We start from the raw sequence: 20434 nt of genomic DNA, 5'->3' as shown, positions 1-20434 counted from the left end.
ATTGGGGTGAGACGTGGCTTCTGTACAAAAAACCTTTCTGGCTCAAGAAATAATTCGAAAAAAGCGCGATGGGCAACCGCTGAGCGAAGAAGAAATTCGCTTCTTTATTAACGGCGTTCGCGACAGTAAAGTCTCTGAAGGTCAAATTGCTGCGCTGGCGATGACCATCTATTTCAATGACATGAATATGGATGAGCGCGTTGCGTTGACCATGGCGATGCGTGATTCAGGGACTGTTTTAAACTGGAAGCATCTAAGTCTCAATGGTCCGATGGTCGACAAGCACTCGACCGGCGGCGTAGGTGATGTGACCTCGCTGATGCTGGGGCCGATGGTTGCGGCTTGCGGAGGTTTTGTCCCGATGATCTCCGGTCGTGGACTGGGTCATACTGGCGGCACGCTCGACAAGCTCGAGAGCATTCCGGGATTTGATATTTTTCCCGACGATGACCGTTTTAGAAAGATAATTCAGAACGTGGGTGTCGCGATTATTGGCCAGACTAATTCACTGGCACCGGCGGACAAACGTTTTTATGCGACGCGTGACATCACCGCGACGGTAGATTCTATTCCTCTGATCACCGCCTCTATTCTGGCAAAGAAGCTGGCCGAGGGTCTGGACGCGCTGGTGATGGATGTTAAAGTCGGCTCCGGTGCCTTTATGCCAACCTATGAGCTGTCGCAAGACTTGGCACAGGCGATCGTTGACGTTGCCAATGGCGCAGGTTGTAAAACGACCGCGCTGTTGACCGACATGAATCAGGTGCTGGCATCCAGCGCCGGAAACGCAGTGGAAGTGCGCGAAGCCGTGCGGTTCCTGACTGGCGAGTATCGCAGTCCGCGCCTGCTTGAGGTTACCATGGCGCTCTGCGTCGAGATGCTGCTTTCGGGCGGACTGGCGCAGGACGACGCCGAAGCGCGCCGCAAACTGCAAAACGTGCTCGATAACGGCAGCGCCGCAGAGATATTTGGCAAAATGGTCGCGGCGCAAAACGGCCCGACAGATTTTATCGAACATTACGACCGTTATCTGCCTCAGGCTACCCTGAGCAAAATGGTCTATTCAGAAAGAGCCGGGATCGTCACGTCGATGGACACCCGTGCTCTGGGCATGAGCGTAGTGGCTTTGGGCGGCGGACGTCGCCGGGCCAGCGACGCCATCGATTACAGCGTTGGGTTAACCCATATGGCCAGTATTGGTCAGCAGGTTGATACTCAGCATCCGCTGGCTATGATCCACGCGAACAGTGAAGAAGCGTGGCAGCAGGCCGCAGACGCTGTGAGATCGGCCATTGTGTTGAGCAATAAGGCACCCGAGAATCTGCCGGTGGTTTATCGCCGTATCAGCTAGCCTTATCGGTCCGGTTAACTCATTCATCAAAAGCGGTGCTTTAACGGCCGCTTGCAACGCGTAGTAATGCGCAGGAGAGCAAAAATGAAACGTACATTTATTATGATGTTGGACTCATTTGGAATTGGCGCCAGTGAAGATGCCGAACGCTTTGGTGACGTGGGTTCAGATACGCTGGGCCATATCGCTGAGGCCTGTGCCCGCGGCGAGGCTGACGTTGGCCGTAAAGGGCCACTGCATTTGCCTAACCTGACCCGACTGGGTCTGGCGAAAGCGGCAGAGGCTTCAACCGGACGTTTCCCCGCGGGAATGGACGCTGATGCAGAAATCACCGGCGCTTACGCCTTTGCCAGTGAACTTTCATCGGGTAAAGACACCCCTTCAGGCCATTGGGAAATTGCCGGTGTTCCGGTGCTGTTTGATTGGGGTTACTTCTCCGACGAGACAAACAGTTTCCCGCAGGCGCTGCTTGATAAGCTGGTTGAACGTGCAGATTTGCCGGGCTATTTGGGCAACTGTCACTCATCGGGCACCGTGGTGCTCGACGCGCTGGGCGAAGAGCACATGAAAACCGGCAAGCCGATTTTCTACACCTCTGCTGACTCCGTTTTCCAGATTGCCTGCCATGAAGAAACCTTTGGCCTTGAGCGCCTGTATGCGCTGTGTGAAATTGCCCGCGAAGAGCTGACCGAAGGCGGTTACAACATTGGCCGCGTTATCGCCCGTCCGTTTATCGGCGATAAAAAAGGTCACTTCGAACGCACCGGCAACCGCCATGATCTGGCGGTTGAGCCACCTGCGCCAACCATCCTGAAAAAGCTGGTGGATGAGAAGGGCGGTGAAGTGGTGTCGGTGGGTAAAATTGCCGATATTTATGCGCACGTCGGGATCACCAAAAAAATCAAAGCCACCGGTCTGGACGCGCTGTTCGATGCTACCGTTCAGGAAATGAAACTGGCGGGCGACAAGACTATCGTCTTCACCAATTTCGTTGATTTTGACTCCTCTTATGGCCATCGTCGCGACGTGCCGGGTTATGCCGCCGCGCTTGAGCTGTTCGACCGACGCATGCCTGAGCTGCTGGCGCTGGTGAAAGAAGACGACATTATTATTTTCACCGCCGACCACGGCTGTGACCCAAGCTGGCGCGGCACTGACCACACCCGTGAGCATATTCCGGTGTTGATCTACGGGCCTAAAGTGAAGCCTGGCTTCCTGGGCCATCGCGAGACCTTTGCCGATATCGGACAAACCGTTGCCCGCTATTTTGACCTGTCGCCAATGGAATACGGAAAATCCATGCTTTAAGGCTGATTTTTTGCGAAAATTCTATTAATTAAAACCATCAAGAAAGGAATGTTATCTATGGCAACGCCACACATTAATGCAGAAATGGGCGATTTCGCAGACGTAGTCCTGATGCCTGGCGATCCGCTGCGCGCTAAACATATTGCAGAAACCTTCCTCGAAGACATCAAGCAGGTGAACGACGTTCGCGGCATGCTCGGCTTCACCGGCACCTATAAAGGCCGCAAAATCTCCGTTATGGGCCACGGCATGGGCATTCCTTCTTGCTCAATCTATGCCAAAGAGCTTATTACCGAGTTCGGCGTGAAAAAAATCATCCGCGTAGGCTCATGCGGCGCGGTACGTGAAGACGTAAAACTGCGCGACGTGGTGATTGGTATGGGTGCCTGCACCGATTCTAAAGTTAACCGTATGCGCTTCAAAGACCACGACTATGCGGCTATTGCCGACTATGACATGGTGCGCAACGCGGCAGATGCGGCGGCGGCTAAGGGTATCAAAGCCCGCGTCGGTAACATCTTCTCTGCTGACCTGTTCTACACCCCAGACCCACAGATGTTCGACGTGATGGAAAAGTACGGTATTTTGGGCGTTGAAATGGAAGCTGCCGGTATCTACGGCGTGGCGGCAGAATTTGGTGCTAAAGCACTGACTATCTGTACCGTTTCCGACCACATTCGCACCGGCGAGCAAACGACCGCTGCCGAGCGCCAGACGACTTTCAATGACATGATTGAGATAGCGCTGGAATCCGTACTGCTGGGCGATAAAGCTTAAGATCGATTTAGCTTTATTGTGAAAAAACGGAGGCCTTGTGGCCTCCGTTTTTATTGATAATGTTATTTTTATCTATTCAAAAATAGAAACCGCCTCGCCTAATCACGACTCTTTTTCTTATCTTCTTCTTCGTCCGTTGGCTCCTCGCTGCGCTGAAGATTGCGGTGCGCGGCCTGCACGGCTTCAAGTTCGGCTTCTTCTTCTGCCGTCAGCGTCGGTTTGTCTTCGACCCGCTCTTCGGCGATGGCAATAACCAGCGGCTCATTATTGTGTGCTGGCAGGTCATCGTCTTCATCACGCTCTCTCAGGCGCGTACTGGCGGTGAGCAGAAACGGCGACTGCTCCCAGCGGCTGCGTCGGCCCTGCAGCAGGGTACGGGCCAGAATAATTCCTACCGCCAGCGCCAACAACATCATCAAGCGCAGCAGGTTAGTGGTGTTATCAACCTGTTTGGCTTCGGTCGCCAGCACGTGGGTGTCCAGCGTCATGCGCAGAAATCCGCTTGGACCGTCTTTATCGCCTATCGGTTGTACAATTTGGTGGTTGAAATAGCTGCCCGCGCGCTTACCGTCAAGCGCCAGCCTGTCGCGTACCGGCACGGTTTCGCCGGAATGAGCAATCAGCGAACCGTCCAACTGGTAGACACTGGCATCAAGAATGCGGCTATTGTCGGTGAGTTGATTTAAAATAGTGGTAATCTGCGCGATATCGGCGCCATCATTTTGGCTGTCCATCAGCGGAGCGAGCGAAAATGCCACCTGGCGAGCAAGCGTTTGTGTCAATTGCTCGACCTGTTGAGATCGCGCTAACTGGTGCCCTAGGCTAAAATAGGACGCACCTTGCATCAATATAACTAATAAAGCCAAGCAAATCAGCACGATAACCGTGCGGTGTCTGCGAAGTTTCAGTTTGGCCTCTGCCATTCTGTTTCCTTAAGGTATTCGACGACTTTAATGTTGCCAGAAGCGTTAGCGATAGGGTAGCTTGATGCGTCGTTTTATCGCGGCCCCTCTGCTTTTCGACAGAGTATTTGCTCTTACAGGAGAAATCATGCCAAACCGTCTGACCTATTGCGATCTTCCTTCCGAGATCCACCAATGGCCGGGACTTCCACTTTCACTCAGCGGTGACGAAGTGATGCCGCTCGATTACCGGGCCGGGCACACGGGTTGGCTCCTGTACAGTAGAAAGCTCGATAAACTCAGTATCAGTCGTTTCCAGAGCCGCCTTGGTCGTGCACTCGTCGTGGTTAGCGCCTGGATGGTCGAAGACTATCAGGTCGTGCGCCTCGCCGGTCCACTGACGCCAGACGTATTCGAGCTGGCCGAACAGTTTGAGTTCGACATCACGCCGCTGCGTAAAGTGCCCCACATGCGCACGCCTGGCCTGCTGGTGATGGACATGGATTCTACTGCAATTGAGATTGAATGCATTGATGAAATTGCCAAACTTGCCGGCGTGGGTGAGCAGGTTGCGGAAGTCACTGAACGTGCCATGCGCGGAGAGCTAGACTTCGCCGACAGTTTGCGTCAGCGCGTGGGCACATTAAAAGATGCCGATGCCAACATTCTGCTGCAAGTGCGTGAAACATTACCATTAATGCCGGGTCTCAAGCAGATGGTAGCCCGTTTGCAGGCGTTGGGCTGGCACGTTGCTATCGCCTCGGGCGGTTTTACCTATTATGCCAACTACCTGCGTGATGAGCTGGGCCTGGTTGCTGTCGCGGCAAACGAGCTGGAAATTTTTGACGGTAAGCTCACCGGTCAGGTCATCGGTCCCATTGTTGACGCGCAGTTCAAGGCCGATACTTTGCTGACGCTGGCCGAAAAACTGGGCATCCCGCAGGCCCAAACCGTGGCCATTGGCGACGGTGCAAACGATTTAAAAATGATGTCGGTCGCCGGGCTGGGTGTGGCCTTTCACGCCAAGCCAAAAGTGTATGAACAGGCCGAAGTCTGCATTCGACATGCTGACCTGATTGGCCTGCTGTGCATTCTGAGCGGCAGTGTCGCGTAATGTGAACAAGGGGCGATAGCGCCCCAAACGAGGTACGTTGTGGCAAAAGCAGCAAAACGAGCATTTGTGTGTAATGAATGCGGCGCAGATTATCCGCGTTGGCAGGGGCAATGCAGTGCCTGTCAGGCCTGGAACTCCATTACCGAAGTCCGTTTGTCTGCTTCACCTACGGTCGCGCGCAATGAGCGCCTCAGCGGTTATGCCGGCGATGCGGGCGTTAGCCGGGTGCAAAAGCTCTCTGATATCAGCCTGGATGAAACACCGCGCTTTAGCACCGGGTTTAAAGAGTTTGACCGCGTACTGGGTGGCGGTGTCGTACCGGGCAGCGCCATTCTCATCGGCGGAAATCCCGGCGCGGGCAAAAGTACGCTGCTGCTGCAGATCCTCTGTAAGCTCGGCGAAAATATGAAAACGCTCTACGTCACCGGCGAAGAGTCGTTGCAGCAGGTGGCGATGCGTGCGCACCGTCTCGGGCTGCCTACCGCCAATATGAACATGCTTTCTGAAACCAGCATCGAGCAGATTTGCCTGATTGCCGATCAGGAACAGCCAAAGCTGATGGTGATCGACTCCATTCAGGTGATGCACATGGCGGATATCCAGTCTTCACCGGGTACCGTGGCGCAGGTGCGTGAAAGCGCCGCCTATCTCACTCGCTATGCCAAAACGCGCGGTGTGGCGATCGTGATGGTCGGCCACGTGACCAAAGACGGGTCACTGGCCGGTCCGAAAGTGCTAGAGCACTGCATCGACTGTTCGATTCTGCTCGACGGTGATGCCGACTCACGATTTCGCACCCTGCGCAGCCATAAAAACCGCTTTGGGGCAGTCAACGAGCTTGGCGTGTTTGCCATGACCGAGCAGGGGCTGCGTGAGGTGAGCAACCCTTCGGCCATCTTCCTGAGTCGAGGTGATGAAATCACCTCGGGCAGCTCGGTGATGGTGCTGTGGGAGGGAACTCGGCCTTTGCTGGTCGAGATTCAGGCATTAGTGGATCACTCTATGATGGGCAACCCTCGGCGCGTGGCGGTTGGCCTTGAGCAAAACCGCCTGGCTATTCTGCTGGCCGTTTTGCACCGTCACGGCGGTCTGCAAATGGCGGATCAGGACGTATTTGTTAACGTGGTCGGCGGCGTTAAAGTCACCGAAACCGGTGCTGACCTCGCGCTTCTGCTTTCGCTGGTGTCGAGTCTGCGCGACCGCCCGCTGCCTCAAGACCTGGTCGTCTTTGGTGAGGTGGGATTAGCCGGTGAAATTCGTCCGGTGACCAGCGGACAGGAACGTATTGGTGAAGCCGCCAAGCACGGCTTTAAGCGCGCGATTGTGCCGCACGCCAATGTGCCGAAAAAGCTGCCGGAAGGCATGAAGGTCTATGGCGTCAAAAAGTTGGCAGACGCATTGGCTATCCTCGAGGATCTCTAATCAATACAAGGAGCCACTATGCCGCAGTTTGATTATCTAAAGGCCGCGATTAAGCAACAGGGATGCACGCTGCAGCAGGTGGCTGAAGTTAGCGGCATGACCAAGGGTTACCTCAGTCAGCTGTTAAATGACAAGATTAAAAGCCCCAGCGCGCAAAAACTTGAAGCCTTGCATCGTTTTCTCGACCTGGAATTTCCCCGTCGTGAAAAGAAGATTGGCGTGGTATTTGGTAAGTTTTATCCGCTGCACACCGGCCATATCTATTTAATTCAGCGCGCCTGCAGTCAGGTTGACGAGCTGCACATTATTCTTGGTTACGATGAACCGCGCGATCGCGAGCTGTTTGAAAATAGCTCGATGTCTCAGCAACCGACGCTGAGCGATCGTCTACGCTGGCTGTTGCAGACTTTTAAGTATCAAAAGAACATTCATATTCATGCTTTCAATGAAGAAGGGATGGAGCCTTACCCACATGGCTGGGACGTGTGGAGTAAAGGGATCACCGCCTTCATGCAGCAAAAAGGCATTCATCCCAACACCATTTATTCCAGTGAAGAGAACGACGCACCGCGCTACCGCGAGCATCTCGGCATTGATACGGTGCTTATCGATCCCAAACGATCGTTTATGAAAATCAGCGGTTCGCAAATCCGCCACGATCCTTTCCGCTATTGGGACTATATTCCCACTGAAGTGAAGCCGTTTTTTGTGCGTACCGTGGTGGTGCTGGGCGGAGAGTCCAGTGGAAAATCTACGCTGGTGAACAAGCTTGCCAACATATTTAACACCACCAGCGCCTGGGAGTATGGACGTGAATATGTGTTCTCCCACTTGGGTGGCGATGAAATGGCGCTGCAGTATTCCGACTACGACAAAATTGCTTTGGGTCAGGCACAGTACATTGATTTCGCCGTTAAATACGCGAATAAAGTGGCGTTTATCGATACAGACTTTTTGACCACTCAGGCATTTTGCAAAAAATACGAGGGCCGCGAGCATCCGTTTGTACAAGCACTGGTCGATGAATATCGCTTTGATTTAGTGATTTTGCTGGAGAACAACACGCCGTGGGTCGCCGACGGTTTACGCAGCCTGGGCAGTTCGCTCGACCGCTCAGAATTCCAAAATCTGCTGATTGAAATGATGAATAAAAACAATATCACCTTTACCCACGTGACCGCATCCGACTACGATCAGCGTTTTCTAGACTGTGTCGAGCTGGTACAGAATATGTTAGGTAATAAGCATTCAATAATAGGTCATTGATAACAGGAGTGAAGGGGTAATGAAATTAACGATTACTCCTTTGGATTAAATATTATTTAATTTTATTAAGAATTTTCTCTATGCCAGGGGATTAATTCTATTTTTTATAACCTGTGTATTTTTTATTTTTAAACGATGTTACCCTGCCTGCATTGAAATAAGTGTTTATTTTATAATCTTCTTATTTATTTTTTATTAAACTTTCTTCACTGCTGAAACTATTGGGTAAAATTTTGAATATTAATGCCATTTTTCGTGGAATGGCTGTTGCTTGCGCAGCAGTCATTTCCATTAATTCTTATGCGCTTGTTATGAATAATCCTACTTTTATAAATAATGGCGGCCATCTCTCCAATGTAAATAACACAATGGAGCACGCCTATGAACCTTTGCGTAAAGAGAGTTATTCAGCTCGCTTTGATACTGTCGGTAAAATTTATTCTTGTACCTCAACGTGGCTAGGCGACAGTAAAGACGGTACAAAAAGCTATATTCTAGCCGCTGGCCACTGTATGGATTTTAATAGTCCTGGTGAAGCCACAAAAGCCTACCACGGGGAGTTTCGTGACCGCCATGATCGTTTGATAGCCAAAGATGGCGTTTATTATACCGGCCCTTATCGTACCCATCGCCCAGAAGGCATGGGAGGCGTGAGTGGTGATATTGGGATACTGGTATTAAATAAAAAAGCGCCGATGCTGGACGAACAGGGTAAGCCGCTTAATAAACCGTGGATTTATGATGGATCTCGGGAAATGGATAAGCCCGTCGAGCTGGTAGGTTACGGTAACTGGGGAGTTGGCCAGGCAGCAGTAAGGCCTAGTGATAATCCTAATGACGATTTTTCGCCACAGCAGGGCTCCAGGCGTGCATGGGGTCAGAGTTATATTAATGAGCTTTTCGAGAAGGACTACGCATTGGGCGCGCCTTATCACCCTGAGCAGGTCTCAAAAGCCTGGGCTCGTTTAGCGCCTGGCGACAGTGGTTCAGCCTGGTGGCAGCAGCATAACGGCTTCTGGACTATTATCGGGATTACCAAAACAGGTGTTGAAGAGGCTTCTTATGGCGTTCGCGTCAGCAAATACGTTGATTGGATTAAAAGTATCTATCCTGACGTAAATACCCTGAGTCAAATGACGACGATAAATGAAAAACAGACGCTGATATTACCCGACCTCTCAAAAGACTTGGCCGACAGCTCGGTAACTTACATCGTACCTAAGCAATCTAATGCCACTGGACCGACTGTCCCAGACTGGGATTTAGGTAAAGGTTACAGTGAAATAATCGTCACCTTACCCAATATCAAAACGGGCCACAATCAGTCGATAACATTGCGTGCCTGGCGTAATGTGGGTTGTGCTAATGCACCAATGAACAGTGCTACCGGCTGTGGCAAGGCAAGTCCTTTAGAATTAAAGTACGCCGAGGAAGATAATAAAACCTTACCAGAAGGTCATTATAAAGGAACTTTCAATCTGCTTGCGCAAGGTTGGCATGATAAAAATTATCGTAATAATTTGCTGCTCGCTGTGGACCTAAATATCCAAGGTCATCAAACGGATAAACCGTTATACCCTATTTATCAGCAAGGGCATCACTATGAGGCGGGTCAAATAGTGACGGCGAAAAATGGCAAGCTTTATAAATGTAAAAATAAGCCCTTTGCAAAATTCTGTAGTATAAACAGTGCTGCTTATTCACCTGGCCGCGGTCCAGCCTGGTCAGTTGCATGGATTGCTTTACGTTAACAGTTTTTTTGAGCGGGCTAATAATATTTATTGTCAGCCCGCCATTAATAGTCAATTAATAATTTTATTTAGCCAACGGCGTGCAGAAAATAGGACCTGCGGCTAATGCTCATTGATAACACCTCTTTTACCAGCTTATCAATTCCGGCTTTTGCTTCCAGTAAACTGGTCGCCACCATATAAGCCGGACTAGTTACCAGATTATTTTTTATGTCTACGACGGTTTCGTCAAAGGACGCCCCCCGATGTACTGCCCCCATGCTTTCTAGAATAGCGACAGTGTCCGCATCGTTACCAATGGTCAACTCCACGCCTTCGCCATAAATCAGCGGCAACAATACGGGCGCAATAGACAGATAGCCCGCTGGCTTATTCTCATTTTTGAAGCTGTTTAGCACCTCAAGGGTGGGGCTATTGATATCAACGTCAGGGCCTTTAAAGGCAAAGTCAGACAGGTTGATGGCCACACCGGCGCCGCCTAGCACAATCACAGCATCAAAATCGCGTGAGTGACACTCGGTAATGGCTTTAACCTCGCCGCGCACTATTCTCGCAGACTCAAACAGCACGTTTCTTTCCTGATGAGAAATTTCCCCGGTGATGTGATTGATCACGTGGTGGTGTGCAATATCCGGTGCAAAGCATTGATAGGAAGCCTGGCCGGTCTCAAGCGCCAGTAAAGTAAGGACCACCTCGTGAACATCGGCACCGTCATAGACGCCACAGCCGGAGAGAATAACCGCTACTTTTTTTGTATTCATTAACAGTCCCCTCTTTTATCACTTATCGGTTAACTTTATTTTTGCCTAGAATTAACTTTTTCTCTGTGACCTCAGTTAGGAATGTGGATTTTTTATCCCTTATTTGCCCTTATTTTGTGAGAAAACTCACGAGTGCAGCCGTGGGTACAGATCAAAAAAGGGCCACCGGAAGGCAGCCCCAGGAATTCAAACACGACGTTAGAATGTAACCACTACCTTGCCCTGCATGTGTCCGTCGAGCACCCTGTCGTGCGCAGCCTGAATGTTTTCAGGGGTCAGCCCTGCAAGCGTTTCTGTTAGCGTAGTCTTCACTTTTCCGGCATCAACCTGCTCCGCAACCTGAGTCAGAATGTTACCCTGCTCGGCAATGTCTGCGGTGGTGTACATGCTGCGGGTAAACATAAATTCCCAATGTAGCGATGCGCTTTTTAACTTCAGCTGGTTTTGATCCAGCGGTTTGGCATTTTCCACGATGGTACAAATTTTCCCCAATGGCGCGATCAGTTTGCCAATCGCGTCCCAGTGGCCGTCGGTATCATTGAGACAGAAAATGTAATCCACCTGTTTGATGCCCTGATTTTCAAGCTCGCCAACCAGGTCTTTATAGTTTACGGTCAGCGCCGCACCGCGCTCAATGCACCACTGGGCAGATTCGGGACGTGATGCGGTGGCGATAACGTTCACCTTGCTGCGCTGTGCGGCAAAGGGGATTGCCAGCGAGCCTACGCCACCGGCCCCGCCGATGATTAACAGTGTTTTATCAGCGCCAGCGTCCTGAATCCTCAGGTGTTCAAACAGACCTTCCCAGGCGGTAAGGGCAGTTAACGGCATGGCAGCAGCTTCTGCCCAATTCAGGGTCTTTGGCTTTTTCGCCACGATACGGTAATCAATGAGCTGCTGACTCGCATTGCTGCCGGGCCTGGTAATGTCACCGGCGTACCACACTTCGTCACCCACGCTGAACCCACTAACGCCGCTGCCGACGGTTTTTACGACGCCGCTCGCATCCCAACCCAACACTTTTGGGGCTTGCAGACCGTTTTTCACCGCCCCCTGATGCACTTTGGTGTCGACCGGATTGATTGAAACTGCTTTAACCTCAACCAGCAGATCGTTCTCACCCACGTCAGGCTGCGGCAATTCGATGGCGATAAACTGTTTTACATTCTTTGGGTCAACGGCAATTGCTTTGATGCTCATCTTTTCACTCCAATAAAGGGGGATAGGTTTAATTCAATAACACCAGTGTAGTCCCAGTGAGCCAAGCTGATAAGATGGACAATAATTAACAAAGTGTTCGGCTGAGGTGAACAATCGTGTTTAAGCAATTGCAGGATATGGCGCTGTTTGCGCTGGTGGCCGAAACGGGCAGCTTTACTACGGCGGCAAAGCGCGCGGGCTTGCCGAAGTCCAGCGTCAGTCAAAGGGTGAGCCAGCTCGAGCAAAATCTGGGGATCCGCTTACTTAATAGAACCACTCGACAGTTAAACCTGACCTTTGCAGGTGAGCGCTATCTGGTGCACTGTCAGGAGATGCTGCAGGCTAGCGAGCGGGCCGAACAGGCTATTTTACGTCTGAGAGACAATCCCAGCGGCCGCCTGCGCATAACCAGCCCCGCTGGGTTAGGCGCTACGCTGTTGGCGCGCATGAATGCCGAGTTCTCAAAACGCTATCCCGATGTTTCACTTGAAGTTTCCGTTTCTGATCAACTGATTGATTTGGTGCAGGAAGGTTTTGACGTCGCACTGCGCAGCGGTAAACCTCAAGACTCTTCGCTCATTGGCCGTTCACTCGGTGAGGGTCCGCGTTATCTGTTGGCTGCACCGGCTTATTTGGCCGAGCATCCGCCGCTCACTGTGCCACAGCAGCTTGAAGTGCATCGGTGTATTGGTCATCAGGCCTGGAAGGAGTGGGTTTTGCGCCGTGGCGATGTCTATCATCGCTGGGTGCTTCCTCCCGCCCACCATACCGATAATCTTCTCTACGCGCGGGAATGTGCCATAGCCGGTGCTGGCATTACACTGCTGCCGTCTTTTATGTGCCGAGAAGAAGTCAGGAGTGGGCAACTGGTGCGCGTATTGCCAGATTGGGAAGCCGAAAGTAATTCGCTGTATCTCGTTTATCCCAGCCGTAAACTGAACTCCCCCGCGTTGGCCTGCTTTATTGATTTTATGCTGAACGAATACGCCTTTGCCGAACGCTACAATGCGCTACTGTAGAAAGTGCAGACAATAAAAAACCCGAGCTGCGAAAGCCCGGGTTTTTTGACATCTGCCACGATGAGTTCAACAAGATTATTTGGAAATTTTCTTGTACTTGATACGGCGTGGTTCCAGCGCGTCTGCGCCCAGCGTGCGCTTTTTGTACTCTTCGTACTCGGTAAAGTTACCTTCGAAGAATTCAACTTTGCCTTCATCCTGATAGTCGAGGATGTGGGTCGCAATACGGTCGAGGAACCAACGGTCATGGGAAATAACCATCGCGCAGCCTGGGAACTCCAGCAGGGCGTTTTCAAGCGCGCGCAGGGTCTCGATGTCGAGGTCGTTGGTTGGTTCATCGAGCAGCAGCATGTTACCGCCAACCTGCAGCAGTTTTGCCAGATGTAAACGACCGCGCTCACCCCCGGACAGCTCGCCTACGCGCTTGCCCTGATCGACGCCTTTGAAGTTAAAGCGGCCGACATAGGCGCGGCTTGGCATTTCAGTGGTGCCGATGCGCATGATGTCTTGACCGCCCGAGACTTCTTCCCACACGGTTTTGCTATTGTCCATAGAGTCACGGAACTGATCGACAGAGGCCAGTACTACGGTCTCACCTAGCTCGATGTTGCCGCCGTTAGGCTGTTCCTGACCTGACATCATACGGAACAGGGTTGATTTACCCGCGCCGTTTGGACCGATGATGCCAACAATCGCGCCTTTTGGCACCGAGAAGGACAGGTCGTCAATCAGAACGCGGTCACCGTAAGACTTGCTCAGGTTGTTGACCTCAACGACTTTATCGCCCAGGCGTGGGCCCGGTGGAATAAACAGTTCGTTGGTTTCGTTACGTTTCTGGTATTCGGTGTTGTTCAGTTCTTCAAAGCGAGACAGACGTGCCTTACCTTTAGACTGTTGGCCTTTGGCACCTTTGCGCACCCACTCCAGCTCTTTTTCAATTGATTTACGACGAGCTGCTTCAGATGACGCTTCTTGTGCCAGACGTTCGTCTTTCTGTTCAAGCCAAGAGGAGTAGTTGCCTTCCCACGGAATACCTTCGCCGCGGTCAAGCTCAAGGATCCAGCCTGCCACGTTGTCGAGGAAGTAACGGTCGTGGGTAATGGCCACAACGGTGCCTTCGAAGTCGTGCAGGAAGCGCTCGAGCCACGCCACGGATTCGGCATCTAAGTGGTTGGTCGGTTCGTCGAGCAGCAGCATTTCCGGCTTTTCGAGCAGCAGGCGACACAGGGCCACGCGGCGACGCTCACCACCAGAAAGGGTCGCAATTTTCGCATCCCACTCAGGCAGGCGTAGCGCATCGGCGGCGCGTTCCAGCTGAGCGTTAAGGTTGTGGCCGTCGTGTGCCTGGATTATCTCTTCCAGCTTGCCCTGTTCAGCTGCCAGCTTGTCAAAATCGGCATCCGGATCGGCATAGAGCGCATACACTTCATCAAGACGTTTCAGCGCCCCAACAACTTCGGCCACGGCTTCTTCTACGGACTCGCGAACGGTCTGTTCGAGATTCAGCTGAGGTTCCTGCGGCAGATAGCCAATTTTCAGACCTGGCTGTGGGCGAGCTTCACCTTCGATATCGGTGTCGATGCCGGCCATAATGCGCAGCAGGGTTGATTTACCTGACCCGTTCAGGCCGAGTACGCCGATTTTGGCACCCGGGAAGAAGCTGAGTGAGATGTTTTTCAGAATATGACGCTTTGGCGGAACCACTTTGCCAAGGCGATGCATGCTGTATACGTATTGAGCCACGTTGTTTTGAGCCTCTTGCTTGCAGGCCGGTCGCAGTCAGCAGGTCAGGTTGACACTGCGCGCATACCGGCAGATTAGAGCCAGTCCCGCCTGACTGCGGCATGACTGAGATATGTTCCGACTGCGAAGTTTAGCCTGTTTCAGCCCAACTCTCACCCCCCAACGCCAAATAGATCTGCACTAGGTTGTGGTATTGAAGAAGCCTATTCTTAAGTACGCGCCCGTTCTGCAAAATGAAGACGGCGAACCTCACTTGGCGGGGGAGGGGCCGGAGGAGGTAAAATGATGCTGAGTTCTTCAAACTGTGTAAAGTTTGTGACGCCGGAAGGGCATTTCTTCATTTATCGCGGTGAATAGATTAGCGTATGCAGTGTCTATCAATGGCGGCTGGGCAGTTTTGCCCTCAAAGCCTGGCTTTTGAGTAAGCAGTCAGCAACACAATCAGCGGGGATAAAGGTAAGTATGGTCAAGGCGGACAAGTGGCGATTTCTTGCAGTAGGACTGTTGTTAACCACGGCAACCGGAGCGGCCAAGGCTGACTCTCTGGATGCCCAACGTCAGCGTTATACGCAGATTAAACAGGCCTGGGATGCGAATCAGTTAGACGTGGTCAGTCAATTGATGCCCACACTGACCGACTACCCTTTATATCCGTATCTGGAATATCGCCAGCTCACGCAAAATATCGCGACAGCGACACCGCAGCAGGTGACGGCGTTTGTTCAGGCAAATCCAACGCTGCCTCCTGCCCGTTCTTTACCTGCGCGTTTTGTTAACGAACTGGCAAGCCGACAGGACTGGCAGGGGCTATTGGCCTTTAGCCCACAGGCACCCAAGCCGGTTGCTGCACGCTGTAACTACTATTTCGCCAAATGGTCCACCGGCCAGCAGCAGGTTGCCTTTGACGGTGCCAAAGATATCTGGCTGACCGGCACCTCGCTGCCCACCTCATGCGATAAACTGTTCACCGTCTGGCAGCAGGCTGGAAACCAAACTGCATTGACTACGCTGCAACGTATTGGGCTGGCAATGAAAGCCGGCAATACCAATTTGGTCAACTATCTGGCCAAACAGCTGCCGCCGGATTATCAGACAATGAGCGATGCGTTGGTCAAACTGCAGAACGATCCTAGCAGTATTGAAAGCTTTGCCCGCACCGTGGGGCCGACCGATTTCACCCGCAACGCCGTGACGATCGCCTTTTCTCGCGTGGTCAGTACTGACGTTGAAAATGCCCGCTCAATGCTGCCGGTGCTTGCTCGTTTGCAGAAGATGGACGACAGCGACCGTCTTGCGCTGGAAGAGGCTGTCGCCTGGCGTTATATGGGCAACGATGCCACGCCGGAGCAGGCCGCCTGGCGCGATAACGTAATTTTACGCAGTCACTCCACCTCGTTGGTTGAGCGCCGAATTCGTATGTCGCTGGCCAGTGGTGACAGAAAAGGGCTGGCGCGCTGGATGCAGCAGCTGCCCGCCGACGCGATGCAGGAAGATGAATGGCGCTACTGGCACGCTTCAGTTCTCATGGATCAGGGTAAACGCGCCGAAGCGGAAAGTATTTTACGCACCTTGATGCAGGGCCGCGGGTTCTATCCGATGGCCGCGGCGCAGAAGCTGAACGTGGCCTATCCATTGACTATCGACGTAGCACCGAAGCCGGATGCCAGCTTCGACAAGCTGGCGGAAGTGGTTCGCGTTCGCGAATTGATGTACTGGAATATGGACAATCTGGCGAGAACGGAATGGACCTATCTGGTGCTGAGCCGCAGCAGGCCGCAGCAGGAAGCGCTAGCGCGCTACGCCTTTGAAAAAGGCTGGCCCGAGCTTAGTGTGCAGGCCACCATTGCGGGCAAGCTGTGGGACTCATTGCAGGAGCGTTTCCCGCTGGCCTGGTCGCCTGAATTCCGCCAGGCCACTGAAAATAAAGGGATAACACAGAGTTATGCGATGGCCATTGCGCGTCAGGAAAGCGCATGGAATCCACAGGCGCGATCCCCGGTCGGTGCTTCCGGACTGATGCAGCTGATGCCGGCTACGGCTCAGCATACGGTGCAGATGAACGGCATTCCGGGCTATACCAACAGCAGTCAGCTGTTTGATCCGCAAACCAATATCACTATCGGTACCGGTTATCTGGAGTACGTATATCAGATGTTCGGCCGCAACCGTATTCTGTCGAGTGCTGCCTACAATGCTGGCCCATCGCGAGTGAATACCTGGTTGGGTAATACACAGGGACAGGTTGATGCTGTGGCGTTTGTCGAGAGTATTCCTTTCTCGGAAACTCGCCGATATGTTAAAAATGTGTTAGCGTATGATGCGTTTTATCGCTACTTTTTACATCAGCCAGCCAAAATCTTAACGGATGCGGAGTGGCAGAGGCGTTATTGATCTTTGCATCAATATGATATGCTGCTGTACTAGTTCAATAGTATGGCAGCGCATTGATGGCACAAATTTCTTTAAACGACCCGGCTCTTTCTCAACAAGGCAATGAAGACTGGCAATCCTTTATGGCATTGCTGCAGCAATCTTTTGCTGAAAATCTGCACTATTCTCTGCTACAGCTTTTTCTGACGCCTGACGAACGCACGGCGCTGGGAACGCGATTGAGAATTATCGAAGAGTTGATGAAGGGCGAATTGAGCCAGCGCGAGCTCAAAAATCAGTTGGGGGCAGGGATAGCAACGATAACCCGCGGCTCTAACGGTTTAAAATCCGCGCCGCCGGAGCTTAAAGCCTGGCTGGCAGCGCAGTTGCTCGATTCTGCAGACGGCGAGAAACAGCCGTAAGCACCCGCTTGAGCACTCTTAGTGCGTCTGTGAGCGAGTCTGGTAAATAGCATTATGAAAGGGCGACAGGGCGAGCACCAGTGCCTGATGATAAACGCTGGTACGCGTCAGTTTACCCGCGGTAAAAATTCCGATAGCGCCGCCTTTGCGTTTTACTTCGGCAATTCCCGAGAGTTTTTCCATTTCGTCGCCTAATTCACTCCCTTGATTGATCTCTTGTAATATAATTTCAGGCAACATTAGGCTCGCTGAGCGAGATTCGCCGCGCTGGTGCATGTTTTCAATCACCATCCAGGCGAAGGTCATGTTGTCTTCGATACCGGCCTCTATGCCTACCCAAAAGTCTGCTTCAGGACGAACCTGGCGGGCGCTGATGACGCGATGTCTTGCGCCGGTACGGGTTTCAATGTTGCCGATAGGTTGCTCAGGTACGCCGCTGTCGACGTCAATGCCTTCAATACGAAAGGTGTCGGCACCGAAGATATCTTCAAAAGCCATGGCAATTGCGTTAATTTTTGCCGGGTTAGTGGTAGCAGCGATAACGTGATACATAGATTTCATTGTCCTTAAGCTTATTTCACGCAGTATAACGGAAAACACTCATGTTACAGGTATATCTCGTCCGTCACGGCGAAACTGAATGGAATGCCGCCCGCCGAATTCAAGGGCAGTCCGACAGTCCATTAACTGAAAAAGGGACCTTTCAGGCACAACAAGTTGCCGAGAGAGTGCGCAACGAGGGTATCACACATGTGATAGCCAGCGATCTAGGTCGTACTAAACGCACGGCAGAAATTATCGCTGACGCCTGTGGCTGTAAGGTCATTACCGACCCGCGCCTGCGTGAGCTGCACATGGGCGTGCTGGAAACCCGCAACCTTGACGGATTGAACCCTGAAGAAGAGCTGTGGCGCAAGCAGATGGTTGACGGTACGCCAGAGGGGCGTATTCCCCAAGGTGAAACCATGAACGAGCTGGCGGCACGCATGCGTGAGGCGCTGGAAAGTTGCCTGAACCTGCCGGAGGGCAGCAAGCCGCTGCTGGTGAGTCACGGTATTGCGCTGGGTTGCCTTATCAGCACTATTTTAGGATTACCGGCCTATGCCGAGCGTCGTTTGCGTTTGCGTAACTGCTCAATTTCTCGCGTGGATCATCAGCAAAGCGCCTGGCTGGCATCGGGATGGATCGTTGAAACGGCGGGCGATGTTGCACATCTTGAGCAGCCCGCATTAGACGAACTTCAGCGGTAATAGTGTGGATAACAGTGTCGCTTTCAGCAGGGCGGCACGACACTAAACAGGCGCAGGCAGGAATCATACATCCTGTCGCGTCTGATTAGATGTTAGCGGCGGATTGGGATGAGATAATCGCAGTCCAGCTCTTTTGGTGGCTCGGAACCCATAACTTTGCGCATTGGGTGGAAACGCTCAATATCCTGACCTTTGCGGCGAGTCAGTTTCAGCATCGGCAGACAGGTGGTGTACAGGGTTAAAATAAACTCCTGCAGCGCTTCCGGTGAGCCTTTGAAGCGAAACAGTGCGTACTCTCCTTCGTTAAGCACAATTTCCTGACCTTCCTGCATATTCTCGGTTAAATGGCTTGGTTCGATGGCGGTGGTGTACATGACCTCCTGCTCGTCATCTTTTTCCTGGCTCGGTCGCGAATGATGCAGACCGTACAGCAGCGGCGGCAGTGCCGATGACTCACCAATGTATTGACGCCAGAAATGCGTGCGCATCTCATTACGATAAGTAGTAATTTGTTCCAGGGTGCAAGAATAGCTCTGCGTCACGCCTATCAGGTGCTTCTCTGGCAGCGACAAATACTCTGGCTGCGGCAGAATGAAGGCGCCTAAACGAATTGGCGGACAGATCCCGAAGGAGTGCCAATCTTCTGAACGACGATACAGTGCCGGAGTTTGTGCAAATTGTTTTTTAAAAGCCCGGGTGAAAGTCTGCTGAGAGTCAAAACGGTATTGCAGGGCAATATCAAGAATTGGCCGACTGGTCAGACGCAGTGCTACAGCAGCTTTCGAAAGCCTGCGAGCCCGAATGTAAGCACCGATAGCATTATTCGTGACATCCTTGAACATTCGTTGCAGGTGCCATTTCGAATAGCCTGCTTTTGCTGCAACGTTGTCGAGTGATAACGGCTGGTCCAAATGTGTTTCTAACCAGCTGAGAAGATCACGAATGATTCCTGCTTGATCCATAGATCATCCTCGTTGAACTAATATTGGCGCGTAGTGTTGTGAACCCGTGCATGATAGCAATTTTTTAACAGTAAAACTCGCAGATATTTTTTAGCTTACTGTGCGATATTGAAGAAAATGTGGCTCTTAGATTTTAACTTTGTGAGCTTGCGCAAGCTGTTACAGTGGTACGATTAGTCTATTCATCAATAAAAGGACTTGGGGTAACTCAATGAAAAAGTGTTTAATTTTTGTTCTAGGTATGTTGTCTCTGTGTTCCACCGTGGCTCAGGCGGAGCAGATTGGTTCTGTCGATACGGTGTTCAAACTGTTTGGTCCGGATCATAAAATTGTGGTCGAGGCCTTCGACGATCCTGACGTCAAAAATGTAACCTGTTATATCAGTCGGGCAAAAACCGGCGGGATTAAAGGTGGACTGGGATTGGCTGAAGATACGTCTGATGCGGCCATTTCTTGCCAGCAAATTGGGCCGGTTGATGTCTCTGACGATATCAAGAAAAACGGCGACAAAGGGACCGTAGTTTTCAAGCAAAGAACGTCACTTATCTTCAAGAAATTGCAGGTGGTACGTTTTTATGATCCGAAACGCAACGCACTGGTTTATTTGAGCTATTCCGACAAAGTCGTGGATGGTTCGCCTAAGAATGCCATCAGCGCGGTGCCGATTATTCCTTGGGCTACTCGCTAATTTCGTGCCATGAACAAGGCCAGCTTTCGCTGGCCTTTTTTACAGTTACAGACCGGTTGGCAACCCGTGTGTTAACGATTCATTTATTTTCGGCGAGCAGTGGCTCGATAATCTTAAGCCTGCTCCGA

The 20434-nt window shown here is 51.9% G+C and carries 18 protein-coding genes; 12 read left to right on the top strand and 6 right to left on the bottom strand.

The window, feature by feature from the left end; all coding sequences use genetic code 11:
• The first annotated feature begins 13 nt into the window (after positions 1–13).
• The 3 genes from deoA (at position 14) to deoD (ending at position 3436) form a co-directional block, all read left to right on the top strand.
• Entirely contained in the window at positions 14–1351 is a 1338-nt protein-coding gene (gene deoA, locus GA565_RS22160; protein WP_152200886.1) for a thymidine phosphorylase, read from the top strand.
• Positions 1352–1435: 84 nt separating this feature from the next.
• Positions 1436–2659, top strand: coding sequence for a phosphopentomutase (gene deoB / locus GA565_RS22155; RefSeq protein WP_152200885.1), 1224 nt, complete (start codon positions 1436–1438; stop codon positions 2657–2659).
• 57 nt (positions 2660–2716) lie between these two features.
• Entirely contained in the window at positions 2717–3436 is a 720-nt protein-coding gene (gene deoD, locus GA565_RS22150) for a purine-nucleoside phosphorylase (protein WP_152200883.1), read from the top strand.
• Between the two features lie 98 nt (positions 3437–3534).
• On the opposite strand, the gene GA565_RS22145 is transcribed toward deoD, so the two are convergent.
• Positions 3535–4359: a YtjB family periplasmic protein gene (locus GA565_RS22145; RefSeq protein WP_152200881.1), complete on the bottom strand. Its 825-nt coding sequence runs from the start codon at positions 4357–4359 to the stop codon at positions 3535–3537.
• 127 nt (positions 4360–4486) lie between these two features.
• On the opposite strand from GA565_RS22145, the gene serB reads away from it, so the two are divergent.
• The 4 genes from serB to GA565_RS22125 all read left to right on the top strand — a co-directional run bounded on the left by serB (position 4487) and on the right by GA565_RS22125 (position 9891).
• Positions 4487–5452, top strand: coding sequence for a phosphoserine phosphatase (gene serB / locus GA565_RS22140; protein ID WP_152200880.1), 966 nt, complete (start codon positions 4487–4489; stop codon positions 5450–5452).
• Between the two features lie 39 nt (positions 5453–5491).
• Complete coding sequence (gene radA / locus GA565_RS22135; protein ID WP_055774659.1) at positions 5492–6874, top strand: DNA repair protein RadA; 1383 nt, start codon at positions 5492–5494, stop codon at positions 6872–6874.
• An 18-nt stretch (positions 6875–6892) separates the two neighbouring features.
• On the top strand, positions 6893–8140 hold the full coding sequence (nadR, locus tag GA565_RS22130; RefSeq protein ID WP_152200878.1) for a multifunctional transcriptional regulator/nicotinamide-nucleotide adenylyltransferase/ribosylnicotinamide kinase NadR: 1248 nt from the start codon (positions 6893–6895) through the stop codon (positions 8138–8140).
• A 233-nt stretch (positions 8141–8373) separates the two neighbouring features.
• Positions 8374–9891: a serine protease gene (locus GA565_RS22125; RefSeq protein WP_152200876.1), complete on the top strand. Its 1518-nt coding sequence runs from the start codon at positions 8374–8376 to the stop codon at positions 9889–9891.
• Between the two features lie 68 nt (positions 9892–9959).
• Here the strand turns inward: GA565_RS22125 and elbB are convergent, their stop codons facing one another.
• Together elbB and GA565_RS22115 are read right to left on the bottom strand one after the other, a co-directional pair.
• Positions 9960–10652, bottom strand: a complete 693-nt coding sequence (gene elbB, locus GA565_RS22120; protein WP_152200875.1) for an isoprenoid biosynthesis glyoxalase ElbB — start codon at positions 10650–10652, stop codon at positions 9960–9962.
• 198 nt (positions 10653–10850) lie between these two features.
• Positions 10851–11852, bottom strand: coding sequence for a zinc-binding alcohol dehydrogenase family protein (locus GA565_RS22115; protein ID WP_152200873.1), 1002 nt, complete (start codon positions 11850–11852; stop codon positions 10851–10853).
• A gap of 116 nt (positions 11853–11968) precedes the next feature.
• On the opposite strand from GA565_RS22115, the gene GA565_RS22110 reads away from it, so the two are divergent.
• Positions 11969–12871, top strand: a complete 903-nt coding sequence (locus GA565_RS22110) for a LysR family transcriptional regulator (protein ID WP_084982346.1) — start codon at positions 11969–11971, stop codon at positions 12869–12871.
• Positions 12872–12946: 75 nt separating this feature from the next.
• On the opposite strand, the gene ettA is transcribed toward GA565_RS22110, so the two are convergent.
• The gene (gene ettA / locus GA565_RS22105; RefSeq protein ID WP_072156422.1) at positions 12947–14614 is read right to left on the bottom strand and encodes an energy-dependent translational throttle protein EttA; all 1668 of its coding nucleotides are present in this window, start codon (positions 14612–14614) and stop codon (positions 12947–12949) included.
• A gap of 462 nt (positions 14615–15076) precedes the next feature.
• On the opposite strand from ettA, the gene sltY reads away from it, so the two are divergent.
• Positions 15077–17005, top strand: coding sequence for a murein transglycosylase (sltY, locus tag GA565_RS22100; protein ID WP_152200871.1), 1929 nt, complete (start codon positions 15077–15079; stop codon positions 17003–17005).
• 56 nt (positions 17006–17061) lie between these two features.
• Positions 17062–17406 (top strand): trp operon repressor, encoded by a 345-nt coding sequence (gene trpR, locus GA565_RS22095; RefSeq protein WP_152200870.1) that lies wholly within the window; start codon positions 17062–17064, stop codon positions 17404–17406.
• Between the two features lie 18 nt (positions 17407–17424).
• Here trpR and yjjX read toward each other — a convergent pair whose 3' ends face one another.
• A complete protein-coding gene (gene yjjX / locus GA565_RS22090; RefSeq protein ID WP_055774692.1) occupies positions 17425–17958 on the bottom strand; it encodes an inosine/xanthosine triphosphatase in 534 nt (177 codons plus the stop codon).
• A gap of 50 nt (positions 17959–18008) precedes the next feature.
• On the opposite strand from yjjX, the gene gpmB reads away from it, so the two are divergent.
• Positions 18009–18656 (top strand): 2,3-diphosphoglycerate-dependent phosphoglycerate mutase GpmB, encoded by a 648-nt coding sequence (gene gpmB / locus GA565_RS22085; RefSeq protein ID WP_152200868.1) that lies wholly within the window; start codon positions 18009–18011, stop codon positions 18654–18656.
• A gap of 92 nt (positions 18657–18748) precedes the next feature.
• Here the strand turns inward: gpmB and robA are convergent, their stop codons facing one another.
• Positions 18749–19618 carry an MDR efflux pump AcrAB transcriptional activator RobA gene (gene robA / locus GA565_RS22080; RefSeq protein WP_152200867.1) on the bottom strand — a complete coding sequence of 290 codons (870 nt, stop codon included), beginning with the start codon at positions 19616–19618 and terminating at the stop codon, positions 18749–18751.
• A gap of 211 nt (positions 19619–19829) precedes the next feature.
• Between robA and creA the strand changes: the two genes are divergently transcribed.
• Positions 19830–20306 carry a protein CreA gene (gene creA / locus GA565_RS22075; protein WP_152200865.1) on the top strand — a complete coding sequence of 159 codons (477 nt, stop codon included), beginning with the start codon at positions 19830–19832 and terminating at the stop codon, positions 20304–20306.
• The last annotated feature ends 128 nt before the right edge of the window (positions 20307–20434 follow it).

The organism is Rouxiella sp. S1S-2, assembly GCF_009208105.1.
Lineage (GTDB): Bacteria > Pseudomonadota > Gammaproteobacteria > Enterobacterales > Enterobacteriaceae > Rouxiella.
Note: the sequence above shows the minus strand (reverse complement) of the source record. Positions and strands in the feature narration are given on the sequence as shown.